Genomic DNA, 17,534 nt, shown 5'->3' on the forward strand with positions numbered 1-17,534 from the left:
GCAGGGGTTGCGCACTTTGTCAAACTGTGGTAGAGTGGTGACAACCTTCGCAGGTTACTAACAACGCGCCACGGAACAACATCTACGTTCCATGACGCATTTTTAAACACTATGCTTACAAAACGAAAGAAAGAAAACGCGATTAAGGAAGTTCGCCGACATGATCTCGACACTGGTTCACCACAAGCACAGGTGGCAATTCTCACGAAGTCAATTGAAGAACTCTCGAAGCATCTTAAGAAGAATTTGAAGGATTTCCACTCACGTCGTGGACTCCTCCAGATGGTTGCCGATCGCCGCACACATCTTAAGTACCTCGAGAAGAAAGATGAAAAGGCATACAAGGCCCTCATCAAGAAACTCTCACTCAAGAAGTAATAGGGAAAAGGGAAGAAACACGCGCATTCTTTTTTGAAGAAGAATGCGCGTGTTTCATTTCTCTCTCACACGTCTGATATACTTATTAAGGAAGTCCATGTTCATTTTTTAAAAATTCTATAACTGTTCATTTTTATGGCTGTCATTAAACATAAGGAACAGCGTGTCGCGATTTTTATCGACACGCAAAATCTCTATCACAGTGCAAAAAATATTTATCATGCAAAAGTTAATTTTGACGCAGTGGTAAAAGCTGCCCTAGGTGAGCGCAAACTCGTCCGCGCAATTTCCTACGTCGTCACCACCGAAAGTGGGGAAGAGCGTTCATTCTTTGAAGCTCTTGAAAAAATTGGTATTGAAGTTAAAACAAAAGACCTCCAGATATTCTTTGGTGGTGCCAAAAAGGCAGACTGGGATGTGGGACTCGCGGTGGATGCAATTAAGCATTCTCAAAAGGTTGATGCAATTGTCATCGCTTCGGGCGATGGCGACTTTGTACCGCTCATGGAATACGTTCGCTCACAAGGATGTCAGGTGGAATGTATTGCCTTTGGCAAATCAAGCTCTTCACGACTCCGTGAAATTGTCGATGACTTTATCGATATGGATGAAGACCCGAACACATTCCTTATTGGGCTTCGTGGGAAGGGTGCACGTCCTAAAGCTAAAAAGTCGATGAAGCGGGTAGTAGGTACCGACACGGATGACGCAGGGGAGATATAAATAAAAACACCCCGTGCGGCCACAGGCCGCACGGGGTGTTTTTTTGACCCAACTTTGATACACTTTGCCCATTACTCACGAGCGAGAGAGATAGGTGAGTTTCAAGCGCGTGTTTGAAATTCAAAATCTCTCTCGCTCATTAGCACACACATCATGGAGAAAAAATCATATACCACTTCTATTGAAGGGAAGCCACTTACCGCCAGCTTCACCAACCTCACCAACCAAGCCCACGGCTCAGTCATGCTCACCATGGGCGAGACCGTTGTACTCGTAACGGCAGTCATGAGCAAAAAGAGTGCCGAAGCGATTCCATACTTCCCCCTTTCGGTAGAGTTTGAGGAAAAGTTTTATGCCACCGGACAAATTCTGGGCAGCCGTTTCCAAAGACGCGAGGGTCGACCAAGTGAAGGTGCCGTGCTTTCGGCACGTGTCGTCGACCGTACGATTCGTCCGCTCTTTGACCATGCCATCCGCCATGAAGTGCAGGTCATCGTGACTGTGTTGAGCGCAGGAGAAGATGACCCCGATGTACTCGGCGTCATTGGTGCATCGCTCGCTCTTTCGGTTTCTAACATTCCTTGGGGAGGTCCCATAAGCGCGGTGCGTGTTGCAAAGCGTCGTGATACAGGAGTGATTGTTATTAACCCCACCTATACCGAACGCGAAGCGGGGACTCTTTTGTACGAGGTTCTTGCATGCGGTCAAGACGAGACAATTAACATGATTGAGACTGCAGGCTTTGAGGTGAGTGAGGCAGAAATAGTGCACGCTCTCGAACATGCCGTAGGCATCAATATGGAGATACTCGCGTTCCAAAAAAAGATTATTGCTGAAATCGGAAAAGCAAAACGTGACATTCCTCTTGCAGCACTCGATGATGCGGCAGTGGCGCTCTTTGCAGAACACATTGCTCCAAAACTCACCACAACCCTTTTCTCCAACACCACGGGCAAGGCACACCTCTACGAACTTAAGGAAGAGTGGCTCGCACTTCTTGCCACAGAACTTCCAGAGTCAAACAAAAATCTTGCGAGTGAATATTTTGAACACGCAGTGGATGACGAACTTCATCGCGGTGTCATTCACGACAAGGTACGTCCCGATGGTCGCTCTATGGATGAAGTGCGTCCTCTCTTCGCACAAGCAGGAGGCATCAGTCCCGCACTCCATGGCAGTGGGATTTTCTATCGCGGTGAAACGCATGTACTTTCTGCACTTACCCTCGGTGGCCCCGATGACTCACAAATACTCGACTCAATAGAAGAAAACGGAACAAAAAAACACTTCATGCATCACTATAACTTCCCCCCATTTTCTGTGGGAGAGACAGGGCGCGTGGGTGGGACCAACCGTCGTATGATTGGCCACGGTGCACTCGCAGAGAAAGCACTCTTCGCCGTTATCCCCCTGAAGACAGAGTTCCCCTACACCATTCGTCTTGTGTCGGAAACCATGGCATCTAATGGTTCCTCATCAATGGGTTCCGTCTGTGCATCGACACTTGCGCTTATGGATGGAGGGGTTCCAATTACGCGCCCCGTCGCAGGTATTGCATCAGGCCTCATGATGGAGACGCACACCACCTATCAACTCATTACCGACATCCAAGGTCCCGAGGATGAACATGGTGACATGGACTTTAAAGTAGCGGGTACGACAGAGGGCATCACTGCTATTCAAATGGATGTAAAGGTGGGGGGTATTCCCGTTACAATACTTGCAGAAGCTCTTGAGAAAGCGCGTATTGCTCGCCTCCATATTCTTGAAACACTCACGAGTGAGATTGGTGCTCCACGCGCTGACATCTCTCCACGTGCACCAAAGATTATTGTGATGCAAATCAACCCAGATCAAATTGGTCTTGTGATTGGGGGTGGAGGAAAGACTATCAACGGTATCAAGGATGATACGGGTGTCGATGAAATTACGATTGAAGACGACGGTACCGTGTACATCACCGGTAAGGACCAGGCGCCTCTCCTTGCACAAGCGCGCATCGCGGCACTTACCAAAGTGTATGTAATAGGAGAGCGCATGGAAGCAGAGGTAACCCGCATCGCAACCTTCGGTGCATTCGCAAAGATGGATGCTCAAAATGAGGGGCTCATCCACATATCAGAAATCGTGTCATGGCGTCTCGAAAATCTCGATGGTATTTTGAAGGTGGGCGACAAAGTACCCGTCGTCGTTTCTAAGGTAGAAGATGGGAAAATTGGTCTCTCGATTAAAAAAGCAGACCCTGAGTGGGCGACGAAGAAAGGCCTTAAAGCACCAGAGAAAAAATAATATTCACGAACACAGGAAAACGCGTCCACAGGTGTGGACGCGTTTTCCTAAATTCATGAGATACTTATGGTATTACCTTTTCATCACTATGGATACTAATACACCAAAAAATAATTCGGACATGGGCATTGTTTTTAACACCCCCAATACGAAAGAACCAGCTCAAAAAGACATGCATGCACTGTCTACGGCAAGTACTCCAAAAGACTCGCACCTCAGTAGTCGTGGGGGAGTGTTTGATGTCTCAAAGGTGTTTGAAGGCGAGCAGGGAGGTGAAGCGGGTATCATCATTAACGATCGGAAACATCGCCGTGCTTCGTTCGGAGAAAATATGCAAGCGGTGTTTAGCGAGTGGTGGGGAAGCGCGAGCAAGAAAATTGAAAAGTCAGTGGAAGCAATGCCGAAACTTACCAAGGAAGAACCCACACTTGCCAAAGCAGAAACACGAGCTGAGATAGTGCAAGAAGCTGCGAAGTATTCCACTATTGCTCCACAAGATGATCATAAAGTAGTACTTGAAAAATTCCATACATTCAAAAGTGATGTTGCACGTATTACCGGTACCCCTACCGTGGTACTCAAAGAGCCTCCTAAAAAGAAGGGAATACTGAGTGCCTGGACACACATTGTCGACAGTCCCAAGGATGTCCCTGTTGCGAAACCGGTTCCCGTAAAAGAGAAAGAGGCACTTGATATGCGACACGCTATCGCTCCCGTGGTCGCGCAGAAAATTCAAAATGATATCAAACACTTTACTCCTGGAACACACATCCCTCCAAAACAAATCGAGAAGGTTCCACTGCAGGCCACTCCCGAGAAAAAAGTCTCGATGCCAACTCCAAACATACTACCAAAGAATCCTGTAGTTGTTTCTCATGATGTCACCTCGTATGCAAAACCCATTCCTAATTTTGAGAAGACATCCGCTTTCAAAAAAAGTGATTTTTCTCCACTTTCCAAAGCGGCACCAGTAGTACCAAAAGCCGTTCCACCTGTTGCTCTGTCTCCTACCTGGCTTTCTGCTCGAGAAGTGAAAGAGGAAACTTCTGAGTCCGATATTGTGGTTGGGCATATGTCTATTCCCCAACCTGTGGAACAAATCCGCACAGCACTCAAACCTCCGCTTACCCCCCAAAGGTCTACCGTGAGTGCGATTGGACTCTCTACTGACCCACACACATTTCCTGAAGATAGGATACAAAATATCAATACCAAACGTTCAGCATCACAAGTTCAGAAAACGAGTTCTGTTCCACGCACTGCAGTCACCATGACCACATGGCTTATCTTTGGTGGAATAGTAGCACTTGGTGTCATACTTGCACTCGTCGTAAGTATCTACGTCAATGTGTTTAAAGGAGAATCTGATTCTATCTATGCGGTATCTTCATTCTTTACCACATCAGAAGTAATCGGTGTTCCACTTGCAGGAGATGGTTCGGGGTTCGCTACTGCGTTTGCCTTACGTGCACAAGATTCCACAAATGAGAGTGTTCAGATATATCCAGTTGTACAAAAGGGCGAGGTGACGCGACCCGCCTCAAGTCAGGAATTCTTTACAGCACTCAGAATGGACGTGTCACGTGCGTTCCTCAGTAGCCTCGACGACGCATTCATGATGGGAGTAGTCACTGCCAAAAAGCCCGAACCATTCCTCATCATCCGCTCATACAATTTTGATGAACTGTTTGCAGGACTCCTCGCGTGGGAGGGCAGCATGCAAAAAGATCTTGCACCACTTTTTGGGACATCCTCGGGTGAAATGGGCGTCTTCATCGATGCCGTTGCAAACAACAAATCAACGCGCATTCTTAAAAGTGACACAGGGGAGGAGGTGCTCGTATATTCCTTCATCAATAAAAACACCGTCATCATCACCACAAATGGAGATGCCTTGGCCATACTTCTTAGCAAGTTTTAGAACCCTTGTAAAAGGAGTATACTAATACCTATGCAAACACAAGAGTACCGAGCACGCCTTGAAACGATGCTCGTCGATATTACAAGCGAACTCAAAACCGTAGGTATTCATAATCCCGAAAATCCAAGTGATTGGATTGCAGTGCCCGAAGAATTCGATGCCGAAGAACCAGATCAAAATCTCGCAGCAGATGCCGTCGAAGCGTGGGATGAACGAAATGGACTCGTTACTGTTCTTGAAAGTAAGTACAACAGCATCAAGGATGCGCTCGTACGTATCGACGCAGGGACATTTGGCACCTGTGAAATTTGCCAAGCACCTATCGAAGAGAAGCGTCTCATGGTAAGTCCTACTGCACGAACCTGCATGACACACCTCGAAGACGAATCGCAAATCGCATCATAATTTTCTACCATGGCAGTCGCTCGTGTTTTTTCCGCGCAACCTTCCCTCACGAGTGCTGACATCGTCACTATTGAAACAGACCTCTCACGAGGTCTGTTTGCGTTTTCGATTGTTGGTCTTGCAGGGAAGGCGGTCGAAGAAGCACGTGACCGCGTCAACAGTGCCATTAAAAATTCGGGACTCGCGGCACCGAAGAGTGAGAATCACAAAGTGGTTATTTCACTCGCACCTGCAGATTTAAAAAAGGAAGGTCCACTCTTCGATCTTCCGATGGCACTCTCATACCTCATCGCTTCGGAGGAAGTGACTGCCGATATGACCACGTGTATTTGCATTGGCGAACTTTCACTCGATGGTACCTTGCGTCCTGCGCGTGGCGTACTCCCCATTGTGCGGAAAGCAAAAGAAATGCATTTTACCGAAGTGATTGTGCCTTTTGAAAATGCGTCGGAGGCCGCGCTCATTCCCGACATTCGCATTATCCCGGCACACACACTCCACGAAGTGCTTATGCATATCGACACGACACGCGACGACCATACGCGCATTACGGAAGCACCACTCACGCAAGTGGAAACACTCTGGAGTGAAAGCTCAGTGTCACTCGATGATATTCGCGGACAAGAGTCTGCAAAGCGCGGTCTCATGATTGCTGCGGCGGGGAGACACAATGTCATCATGGTGGGACCGCCGGGGACCGGCAAGACTATGCTCGCGCGTGCCTTCCAGGGAATACTTCCTGCACTCACACTTGACGAGGCCCTTGAGGTGACTTCGATACACTCCGTCGCAGGCACCGGTGAGGGCATCTCCCTTCGCCCACCATTTCGTGCGCCTCATCACACCGCATCATATACTGCACTCGTAGGTGGAGGTACCTACCCGCGACCTGGCGAAGTAACACTCGCACACAAGGGCGTACTTTTCCTCGATGAGTTTCCAGAGTTTGAGAGGCGTGCTATTGATGCGCTTAGGCAGCCACTTGAAGACCGCGTTGTGTCTATTTCACGCATTCACTCAAGTGCACTCTTTCCTGCAGATTTTATTTTAGTTGCCGCAATGAACCCGACGCGTGGCGGAGACGAGCACGGTGACTATGCGCATCAGATGGTAGAGACATACAAACAAAAAATCTCTGGCCCGATTCTCGACCGCATCGATTTATGGCTTCAGGTGCCGCATGTCGACTACGAGACACTCACCGAAAAAAGAACCGCACGACCGAAAGGAGTCCAGGATGAGACTGACCGTGCTCGAGAAAAAATCACCCGTGCGCGTGAGCGCCAGTATGCACGGTTCAAAGGACTCGGTATTCAGACCAACGGAGAAATGAGCACCCGCGACCTCGATACCTGCATTGAACTTTCCATAGAATGCCGAACCCTCCTCAAGCGCTCCGCCGAAAAACTCGGTCTCTCTCCCCGCAGTTATCACCGCCTCATTAAAGTCTCACGCACTATCGCTGACCTTGAAGATAACGACGACATCACCGAAGCGCACATCCTTGAAGCCCTCAGTTTTAGGACGAAGATGTAAAAATATAAAACGATATGATACACCCGCTACTACAAAAGCAAGACGAACTTTTCACTGAAGCAACTCAGCTTCTTCAGCAAATTATAATTCCCACTTTTAGTGAATTTGGTAATGTTATTATCGGAGGGAGTTACGTGTATCGCCTTCTCACCTACCCTGATATTGATATAGACATAGTGAGCGACGACGTGTCAGACGTTACGTACAAAAAATTATGTGACAAAGTTACTTCACTCGATTCTGTTTCCGAATTTAAAACGCTCGACCGCACAGAAAGACCAGTAATTGGTACGAGGCCAAAAGGGTACTGGCTTTCTCCAAAAATTCAATATGGTAATAATCTATGGAATATAGACATCTGGTTTCAAAAGCCGGAATGGAACACTGGTAACACACTCATGTACAAAGACGCCCTCCTGAAAATTAGCGATGAACAACGTATAGTGATTTTAACTCTGAAAAATGAACTTCGAGAGAATGATCTATATGGCGTCGGAAAGGAATTTCAATCTGTCGATGTGTATGACGCCGTCCTCAACAGTGGGGCATACACTCTTGAAATGCTCCGCACATACAAGCACAGTCTTTGATACCAATCTCATAAAATGACGGACATCCGATGTCCGTCATTTTATGTTTTTTATGAACGCAACAAAGTAAATGAGTAAAAATGTGCGTCCGATTAGAATGAATTTCTGGTTCCAGAAATTCATTTTAGGATGCAGCGCGAGGAGACAAACAAAAAAGCCACAAGGTGTACATAGACGTACAGTGCAGTGGCTTTTTTGTGTAGTTGGTAACTATATACCTACAGCACAACCTTTGTTTTTGAGAGTAAGAGGTGGGAAGTAAGGACACTCATTTTTACATCAGTTACGAGGCGTGGATTAAAAAACTCGCGAGCCGTACAGGTGTACGGTGAGCGAGTTTTTTATGAACACAACAAAGTAAATGAGTAAAAATGGGCGTCCGGCTAGAATGGATTTCTGGCGCCGCGCACCTCAAAGTGAAGATGATTCCCCGTCGACCGTCCCGTCGAACCTACATACCCGACCACATCACCCGCAGCAACTGTATCTCCAACCCCGACAGCGTTTCGCGAATTGTGTGCATAGAGTGTCTGAGTACCATTTGCATGCTTAATAACCACATAGAGTCCGTACCCACCGTTGTATCCTGAACTCTTTGAAACAATCACTTCACCCGCAGCAGCTGCGTAAATAGGTGCTCCTGCAGATGCACCAAAATCAATCCCGTTGTATCCATGGAGCCCCTGTGTACGTACTGCACCAGGGAGTGGATGTGCATATCCTGCACTTCCACTTCCTGTTGCAACAGTTGTGCCCTTTGTGCGACTTGGGTTCGCTTTCTTCGTCGGAGTTGGTTGTGCCATGACTCCACCAGGCACCACTACTGTGTCGCCTACATTCACATCCTCAGCTGAAGCAAGTTGGTTATATGCAAGGATGTCGTCAATGTCACCTGCATATTTTTTCGCAATCGAGGCAAGTGTATCTCCCTTTTTCACAATATGACGAACGCCCGTAATCGGCAAAATAATAAGGGAATCTCCTGGACGAATTTTGCTTGGACTAGAAATATCGTTTGCCCACAGAATAGTCTTTGCACTTACATCAAACATCTCAGCAATTTGTGAAAGGGTGTCGCCTTCGCGTACCACATACAGATTAATCTCTCCATTCATAGTTTGGAGGTTCACCGTATTATCCTTGCCGTCAATATCTCCACTTGGCACCAAAGCACCATCCTCTACCAGAATATCTTCAGTATCCTTTTCAGGATTTGGGTCAATATTGAGTGCTGCGCGAAGTAAAGGCATCACTTGTGCATTTTGATTTTGACTATATACCACCGGTTCTTTTGTTTCTGCTGAGACAGTATCAAAAAAAGCAGAGAACACTCCTGCGTGTACCGAAAATGGGATCACGACCGCAAGCACTAAAAGACCGAGCTCAAGCACGAGTTGATAGGTGTGTGTATATGTCATCTGTTCTTTACGGAGTACTTTGTACCCAGAACGAGAATCGTGAAAGAAATATGTTATAAGCGATTTTTATGGACTCTCCACCTACGCAACCACTACGGTAATTATCTGAAACAAAAAGAGCGAACTTGGAAAGGCGCTCCATGTAGTACCCACAAGAGGTACGGTTACATGATAGCGGAGTAGGGAGGAGGGTCAACCTTGCAAAAAGGTCTTTTCCACAGTTTGACTCAAAGTGCTTTTCTGACGCTCTATATAGGGGTATTTAAGGTATTGCGGTATCTTTTCTTTGTGTTCTAATATTCTAGATGTTTTCAGTATCCCCAAAATGGGTACGGGGACACAGCATGTTATAGTTGATGCCACATTTACTTTTTTATATATGGATCATCTTCACGGACTCAACGACGCACAACGAAATGCGGTAGTAACAACAGAGGGACCGCTCTTGGTACTCGCGGGTGCGGGCTCAGGAAAAACCCGCGTAATTACTCATCGGATTATCAATCTCATTTTACAAGGAGTACCTCCAGAGCGGATTTTGGCAGTGACATTTACCAATAAAGCCGCAAAAGAAATGCGCGAGCGCGTAATGAATCTTATTCATACACATCAAGGAGGAGCGCGTGCGACTGAGAGCGGAGTACCTTTAGTGACCACTTTCCACGCGCTTGGGGTACGGATGCTTCGGGAGCACCATGAGGTGTTTGGTCTTCGGAAGCAGTTTGTGATTTATGACAGAAGCGACTCAACGAGCGCTATAAAGAAGGCTATGGAGCGGGCAGGTCAGGACCCAAAGCAGTTTGAGCCACGGAAAATACTCTCAATAATATCGCGCGCAAAGGGCGATGCGGTAACCCAAACTGACTTTAGTGGGAGTGCGCGTACGTACCCCGAGCGAGTTGCTGCAGATGTGTGGATTCACTATGAGGCAATTTTGAAGGAGGATCATGCGCTTGATTTTGATGATCTCCTCGCAAAGACACTCTCTATGCTCAAAAGCCATCCGCCAATTCTTGATGAGTACCGCAAGCGTTTTACCTATGTACACATCGATGAATACCAGGACACCAACCGGGTGCAGTTCGAAATCGCACGGCTTATAGTAGGAGATAGGGCTAATCTTTGTGTGGTGGGTGATGTCGACCAGTGTCTTATGGAAGGAACAGAGGTCACCATGGCTGACAAAACGAAATGCCCAGTAGAAAAAATAAAAAAAGGTGACTCTGTACTTTCATGTTATGGAAGTGGTGATTTTCGTCCAGCACTCGTCGTGAGGGCACGAGCACTTGTGCCCAAAGACGAGTTAGTGCGAATTGAAACAGTAAGTGGAAAAGTACTCATAAGTACAAAAGACCATATTCATTTTGCTAGTTATGTTCTTGGAATTACCCCACAGACGTACATCACCTACCTCATGTGGAAAGGAGGCGTTGGATGGCGACTCGGTACAACACAGATATACACAAAAGGCCAAAAAAAGTCAGTTGTTGGGCTCATACAGCGGAGCAATCATGAGCATGCAGACGCGACGTGGGTGGTGAGTACGCATCACTCCATTCAGGAGGCTCGTGTTCATGAGTACATTCTTTCTCTTACCTATCAAATACCCACAGTTCCCTTTATTCCACGTCGTGGACTGAGTACTCACGGTTATGTACATGACGGAGACGCGCTAAAACAAATTTTTTCTTCAGTTGATACAGAGAAATCTGCACGCAAGCTTCTTTCTGACTACCATCTCTCCCTCTCTTTTCCGCACCATCGCCCACAGTCATCGAAAAGTGTTCGAAAGAATATCAACGTTACCCTCTGTGGCGACAGACGAGGAAAGACGCCAATGCACCGAATCAGTATGGTCGGCTCAGATAGTGAGACAAAAAAACTCCTTATGTCTCATGGTTTTTCTGTTCGTCCCGCAAAGAAGAACTCCACGGGTTGGCGCTTCGAAACTGCACATGCTTCATTTGCACACATTGAGGCACTGGTCACACAACTCCAATCAATCATTCCTCAGGCATATGTCACCATGCATGCGCGTTTCGGAATACAAGATGAGAATCTAATACAAAAAAACTCACTTCTTTTTACTCCCGCAAGTTCCGTTAAAGCCGGAATGGCTCTTTTTGGAAGTAATGGAAAGTACGAAATTGTGAAAGAAGTGTCTCTTTTAAAATCCTCTTCTCGCGTGTTCGATATCGATATTGAACACACACACAACTATATTGCAAATGGTATTGTGACACACAATTCAATTTACTCATGGCGTGGTGCAGATATCAAAAATATTTTGCAATTTGAACGTCATTTTCCCAATGCAAAAATTATCATGCTCGAGGAAAACTATCGCTCCACACAGACCATCATCACCGCATCAAATGATGTTATTGAAAAAAATGTAAACCGTCCTCTCAAAAAAGTATTTACCAAAAATCATGAAGGTGAACTTATCTCACTCTACGCAGCTATGGGTGGGCAAGAAGAAGCGGAGTACGTAGCACTCACTGCAAAAGATTTGATAAAAAACGGCGTATTTCCTTCTGAAATTGCCATCCTCTTCCGTACCAACTTCCAATCGCGTGCACTCGAGGAGGCGTTTATCAACTACGATGTACCGTATCAAATGCTCGGTACCAAATTTTTTGAGCGCAGGGAGGTAAAGGATGTACTTTCCTTTCTTCGTTTCGCGTGTAACCCCGACAGCAACGCCGACTTGGTACGCATCATCAACACACCTCCGCGAGGTATTGGAAAAGTAACACTCCTAAAAATAGTAGAGGGGAAGCGTGCTGAACTCCCGGGGAAAACGAGTGAAAAAGTTGATGCGTTTTATCGCATGATAGACGACATTGCTACCTATGCAAAGGAGCACCCCGTCCACGAGACGCTTGCATTCATCATGAAGCATACCGGCATGGAAGCCGAATACAAAACAGGCGGGGAAGAAGGGCTTGAGCGTCTCGAAAACGTCCGTGAGTTGGTAACCCTCGGCACCAAGTATCAGGAGTACGGGCCCGAAGAGGCTATCGAGCATCTCCTTGAAGACTCCGCTCTCGGAAGTGATCAGGATGAGATGAAAGAAAAAGAGGAATTTGATGCCGTGCGCCTCATGACTATCCACTCTTCAAAGGGACTTGAATTCCCCTATATCTTTATTACCGGCCTCGAGGAAGGACTCTTTCCCCATGAGCGCCTCAGTGACGAGGGAATTGACGAGGAAGAAGAGCGACGTCTCTTTTACGTAGCCCTCACCCGCGCAAAAAAGAAAGTATTTCTTTCCTACGCCCATATTCGTACTATATTTGGAACACAACGGGTAAATGCGCCATCTTCTTTCCTTCGCGACATCAGAAGTGAACTCCTTGAAAGCAAAAACCCCGCAGAATCTGGCTTCGAACGTACTATTTATCTGGATTAGTTGGTATACTTCACGTAAATCTTATGACTCTTCCCAACAAGAAAGTATTTTATGTAGTGAATTCATTTTTGGCTGGTTTTTCAATCATGGTGGTTGAATTGATTTCTTCCCGCATCGTCGCACCTATATTAGGTGCGACGGTCTTTACGTGGACATCAGTTATCGGATTGACTTTGCTCGGTCTTGCAATCGGTGGATGGGTTGGTGGGAAGGTTGCTGATTCAGTCAAAAGCAATCGGCCACTTCCTATTGCGCTACTTGCTTCGGCACTATCTGTTGCACTTATTCCTAAGTTTGCTGAGTACACAAGTTTTATAACAGATGCCTCGAATTCCATACTTGTTCTTAATCTTCTTCTGTCTTTCTATCTATTCTTTATCCCCGCGTGTGCTATAGGCACCATACAGCCATTACTCCTCAAAAAATATGCCGATACATTCTCAAGCATCGGAACAAAATACGGGACTCTGTCTGCTGCATGGTCGATTGGGAGTATGCTGGGTGTTTTTCTCACAGGGTTCTTTTTAATATCGGTGATTGGAAGTACAGAAACAATATGGCTTATTTCTAGCATGTTATTTTTACTGGGCATTACGTATGTTTTTTCTGATACCTCATTGCTTCTTATTTTTATTGCCACATTATTAAGCACAGTTGTACTTTACTCTGTTACTACTACCCCATCACAAAAAAATGTACTTTTCGAAAAAGAAACTAACTATTACAGCACTAAAGTAATAGATACCGTGCTTCCAACCCTCGGAGAATCTAGAATTCTTTTCTTAGATTTAGATATACATGGCGTTGAACCAACTCACTCAAATCTATTGACCTACTTCGATATGCAACCTGTCTTTTCATATATAAAGGATGAAATTAAAGATATTCTTGTGCTCGGGGGAGGCGCCTATCTTTTGCCAAGACATTTTAGTGAATATTATCAAGATGCACATGTCACCGTAATTGAAACCGATCCTGAAATGATACCTATTGCTAATGAGTTTTTTAATTTACAACAGTATCCTATTACCACCGTAATAACCGATGCGAGACTCTACATGCAAAAAAATCAGGGTACATATGATGTTATTTATGGAGATACCTTTAACTCATATATTTCTGTCCCATGGTATCTACTTACCACTGAGTGGAACGCTCAAGTACGTGAGAGACTCAACAAGGATGGCATATATGCTATTAATTTTATAAGTTCTCTAGATGGAGATGGTGCGGAACTTGCTAAAAGTATCACAAATACCTTTAAACAGACGTTCCCTAACTATTATGTGTTTTTGTTTGGAAAGGGGTCTACTGCAGTTCAAAATATTGTTTTAGTAGGTATAAATGGAGATAATATCCTCTCTGAAAAAGAGCTTATGAAGAGGCTTGGGCAAGATGGACATACACAACTAGCTCGGACAGTCGCTTCCCGTGAATCGATAGGTAATTCTTCTGTTATTCTTACTGATGACTTTAGTCCTATCGAGCGACTCATGTCACCTCTTTTGAAGGATTATTTTCCCAATAACGTCCGTCAAATTCGTCAGATCATGACAGAGAGAAATATATGAGTGAAAAAATACCGAAAATTGAGGCAAAAAAGTCACTTGGACAACATTTTTTGACGAATACCAAGGTCCCCATTCTTATGATGGAGGCTGGCGGGGTGAAAAGGGGTGATATTGTACTCGAAATAGGGCCGGGAACAGGGGTTTTAACCCGAGAATTGCTCAAAAATGGTGCAAAGTTGATTGCAATAGAGGCAGATATACGAGCAGTAGAATCACTCAAAGAATCATTTAGTGCAGAAATAAAGGCTCAAATGCTCACTATTATCCATGGAGATGTGCGGGAATTAGACCTTTTTGCGCTCGGCCTACGTCCTCGCGAATACAAACTCATCGCCAATATCCCCTATTATATCACTGGGTTTCTCTTTCGAATGTTTCTCGAACACAAAATCCACCCTTCAGATATTGTGTTCTTGGTGCAACGAGAGGTAGCAGAACGTATTGTGCGCGATAAAAAAGAATCTCTTCTTTCTCTTTCCGTAAAGGTATTTGGTACACCGACGTACATCAAGACAGTACGGAAGGGGAGCTTCATCCCTCCACCAAAAATTGACTCTGCGGTTATTGCCATCAATACCATTTCAAAAGATAACTTTGCTCACATTCCGCAAGAATTCTTTTTTGTTGTACTTCATGAAGGTTTCAAATCAAAGCGCAAGCAACTTTTTGGCAATCTTTCTACACTTGTCAGTCGTGAACAACTTGTGCACATCTTCTCCACACTTGGTATCGATGAAAAGGTTCGCGCTGAGGACCTTCCTCTTATACAGTGGCTTACTCTTGTTGAAATGCTCGATACCCACATGCACCCCAAGTGAGTCCACAGAGTTAACCACAGGTTTTACCTATACATGTGCACATTCAGAGGAACACCTTGCTATACTATATGAGTAATATTCTTTCTTGTGAAAGGCATCATACGCATAGGAGGAGCACTCGCTGTGGGGATTGTAATCATTCTCACGGCTTTAAATGTGCCCGATCAAACAAATGCTGAAATGTCCGGCTCGGTTGTTGTTGCTACTGCCCCTGAGCGCAACTATATCGAATCAGTAGACTCTGATGGAGATGGCATTAAAGACTGGGAAGAGAGTCTTGGCAACCGCTTTATAGAAATTGCAAAAAGTAAGTCCTCCTCAACTGTATCAGGGACTCAAGCTCCCTACACTCCTCCCACTACACTAACTGGGAAGTTTTCTGAAGCTTTTTTTCAGGACTATCTCGATGGGAAAATAAAAGGGGAAGATTTTAGTAATCCTGAAGCATTTATTGGAAATGCAGTAACTGCTATCGAAAAAAACTCGCAGAGTAAACGTCACTCACGACTCGAACTCACCATCATTCCTTCTTCATTTGAATCTGTGTATACCTATGGAAATGAGCTTTCCTTGCTTTTGAAGAAACACTCTATCAAAAACGAAAACGAGGCGGTCATTTTAAAGCGTGCCCTCGAGACAAATAATCCTTCCGTTCTTGCTGAACTTGTACCTATCCAGGCGGTGTACACAGGCATGATAGTTGACGCACTTAGTCTGCCTGTCCCCGAAACACTTGTAGATGAGCATATCGCCTTTCTCAATGCATGCGAAGCGCTCGCTACCGACATAGAAGCAATGCAAGTTGCGTTTAGTGACCCTCTCTATGCCCTAGCACGAGTAAAAGAATATCAAAATGATGCTAAGAATCTCGCAAAAAGTTTTGGAAATTTTGCAAAAGCATTTACTGCTGAGGGGGTTACTTATGCCAATACTGAGCCGGCAGCATTCTTTTATTTATTTGATGTAGACCATAACGCTCTATGAAAAATACCTTTTTGAGAAAAATATACTCGTCCCTCATAGCTGGTTTGCTTGTTCTTTCCTTTGTGAGCGCTCCCGTCTCTCAAACACTTGAAGTTAAAAAGGCGGAAGCAATCCCTGTCTTTGATGCTGCTGCATTTAAACTACAACTAACTGAATACATTGCAGAATATGGCACATTTGTTCAATCCACGATTTCAGCCGCGGCCGACGTAGCTATGGCTGCATCAGTAGAAAGTATTGCCCTTAAGGAATATGTCCTCGATGGTATTGTGTGGTTTCTTATCAACCTCATCCTTCAAGAGATGATACGAAGCGTCACACAGTGGGTTGCAAGTGGTTTCCAAGGTAGCCCTGCATTCGTCTCTGATTTGCAAGGTTTTCTCATGGACTTAGCAGACAAGGTTGTTGGTGATTTTATTTATGGTTCAAACCTCAGTTTTTTGTGCTCTCCCTTTAAGCTCAATATTCAACTTGCGCTTGACCTGCAATACAGCAAGACTCGTTCCTATAAGGCAAAGTGTACCCTGAGCGGTGTGGTAAATAACGTCAGTAATTTCATGGAAGGTGATTTCCTCTCGGGCGGATGGAATGAGTGGTTCAAAATGACCCAAACTCCGGGGAACAACCAATATGGCGCCTATATGGAAGCATCGGTTGGTCTGAGCGCCACACTACAAAATGCCAAAGGCGAGGAGGTCAAATTGCTCGATTTTGGTAAAGGACTTTTGTCGCTCAAGGATGATGATGGAAACATCATTACTCCAGGGACGGCTATTGAGGCAACCTTAAACGAGTCACTCAGTATTCCAGGAGAACGCCTAACTATTGCTGATGAAATTGATGAACTTATTGGTACACTTTTTGCACAACTGGCTAAGACGGTACTTTCTGCTGCGACTGGTGGTCTTTCTGGCTTAAGTAGTACAGGGAAGAATTCTTCATATTTCCCGAGCGTTCAAGCAGAGGCAGCAGCGCAAGGAAGCACAGGTGGGGCGGTAACTCTTTTTAGCAGTAGCCTTTCTGTTCTTACTGAGTACATCGGATATCAAAACACAATTGTCAGCTCTATTAACGGAGCAAAGACGTATGTTGAAAATTCTTGTTATACGACGAAATCTGGCAACACGGTAATTACACTCGGGACTCTTGATGCATCCCTAGCATCCCAACTGACTGCTGCATCAAATGCGGTTACGTCTGCTACCACAAAACTCAATGTTATAAAACAATATGAGTCTGACTACACTGCGCTCGGTGCAAGCTCAACCCAAGCACTTCTGGCAAAATACAATGCTACTGACTCCGCTACTGCACAACAAAATCTCATTACACAGTACCGAGCATATGTTGCGTCTGGAGCACTTCCCACAACAGGAGGCAATGTTGATGTGAAAATGAATACTATTCCTAATGTCCAGAAAGAAATCCAGACATTCAAGGGTAATGTCGATACCTACTGCGCAAGTCTTCTAGTAAACCCATAACA

General features: G+C 45.4%; 13 protein-coding genes. 12 read left to right on the plus strand and 1 reads right to left on the minus strand.

Translation table 11 applies throughout. The annotated features are described in order from the left end of the window. The first annotated feature begins 111 nt into the window (after window positions 1-111). The 7 genes from rpsO (at window position 112) to IPH92_04065 (ending at window position 7,842) form a co-directional block, all read left to right on the plus strand. The gene (gene rpsO / locus IPH92_04035; protein QQR64702.1) at window positions 112-378 is read left to right on the plus strand and encodes a 30S ribosomal protein S15; all 267 of its coding nucleotides are present in this window, start codon (window positions 112-114) and stop codon (window positions 376-378) included. 135 nt (window positions 379-513) lie between these two features. Beyond that, a complete protein-coding gene (locus tag IPH92_04040; GenBank protein ID QQR64703.1) occupies window positions 514-1,101 on the plus strand; it encodes an NYN domain-containing protein in 588 nt (195 codons plus the stop codon). Between the two features lie 153 nt (window positions 1,102-1,254). Next, a complete protein-coding gene (locus IPH92_04045) occupies window positions 1,255-3,390 on the plus strand; it encodes a polyribonucleotide nucleotidyltransferase (GenBank protein ID QQR64704.1) in 2,136 nt (711 codons plus the stop codon). Window positions 3,391-3,478: 88 nt separating this feature from the next. Further along, entirely contained in the window at window positions 3,479-5,311 is a 1,833-nt protein-coding gene (locus IPH92_04050; GenBank protein ID QQR64705.1) for a hypothetical protein, read from the plus strand. A 30-nt stretch (window positions 5,312-5,341) separates the two neighbouring features. After that, window positions 5,342-5,716, plus strand: coding sequence for a TraR/DksA C4-type zinc finger protein (locus tag IPH92_04055; GenBank protein ID QQR64706.1), 375 nt, complete (start codon window positions 5,342-5,344; stop codon window positions 5,714-5,716). A 9-nt stretch (window positions 5,717-5,725) separates the two neighbouring features. Next, complete coding sequence (locus tag IPH92_04060; GenBank protein ID QQR64707.1) at window positions 5,726-7,252, plus strand: YifB family Mg chelatase-like AAA ATPase; 1,527 nt, start codon at window positions 5,726-5,728, stop codon at window positions 7,250-7,252. A 14-nt stretch (window positions 7,253-7,266) separates the two neighbouring features. Further along, window positions 7,267-7,842: a hypothetical protein gene (locus tag IPH92_04065; GenBank protein QQR64708.1), complete on the plus strand. Its 576-nt coding sequence runs from the start codon at window positions 7,267-7,269 to the stop codon at window positions 7,840-7,842. A 383-nt stretch (window positions 7,843-8,225) separates the two neighbouring features. Here the strand turns inward: IPH92_04065 and IPH92_04070 are convergent, their stop codons facing one another. Beyond that, complete coding sequence (locus IPH92_04070) at window positions 8,226-9,260, minus strand: M23 family metallopeptidase (protein ID QQR64709.1); 1,035 nt, start codon at window positions 9,258-9,260, stop codon at window positions 8,226-8,228. Between the two features lie 379 nt (window positions 9,261-9,639). Between IPH92_04070 and IPH92_04075 the strand changes: the two genes are divergently transcribed. The 5 genes from IPH92_04075 (at window position 9,640) to IPH92_04095 (ending at window position 17,532) form a co-directional block, all read left to right on the plus strand. After that, window positions 9,640-12,675: a UvrD-helicase domain-containing protein gene (locus tag IPH92_04075; GenBank protein QQR64710.1), complete on the plus strand. Its 3,036-nt coding sequence runs from the start codon at window positions 9,640-9,642 to the stop codon at window positions 12,673-12,675. Between the two features lie 23 nt (window positions 12,676-12,698). Then, window positions 12,699-14,246 (plus strand): fused MFS/spermidine synthase, encoded by a 1,548-nt coding sequence (locus IPH92_04080; protein ID QQR64711.1) that lies wholly within the window; start codon window positions 12,699-12,701, stop codon window positions 14,244-14,246. Continuing rightward, window positions 14,243-15,064 carry a ribosomal RNA small subunit methyltransferase A gene (gene rsmA / locus IPH92_04085; GenBank protein QQR64712.1) on the plus strand — a complete coding sequence of 274 codons (822 nt, stop codon included), beginning with the start codon at window positions 14,243-14,245 and terminating at the stop codon, window positions 15,062-15,064. The genes IPH92_04080 and rsmA overlap by 4 nt, the downstream gene beginning before the upstream one ends. Window positions 15,065-15,151: 87 nt before the next feature. After that, window positions 15,152-16,048 (plus strand): hypothetical protein, encoded by an 897-nt coding sequence (locus tag IPH92_04090; protein QQR64713.1) that lies wholly within the window; start codon window positions 15,152-15,154, stop codon window positions 16,046-16,048. Beyond that, entirely contained in the window at window positions 16,045-17,532 is a 1,488-nt protein-coding gene (locus IPH92_04095; GenBank protein ID QQR64714.1) for a hypothetical protein, read from the plus strand. The genes IPH92_04090 and IPH92_04095 overlap by 4 nt, the downstream gene beginning before the upstream one ends. Window positions 17,533-17,534 lie beyond the last annotated feature (2 nt).

It is taken from the genome of Candidatus Kaiserbacteria bacterium, from assembly GCA_016699245.1.
Lineage (GTDB): Bacteria > Patescibacteriota > Minisyncoccia > Phycocordibacterales > UBA918 > Damh-18.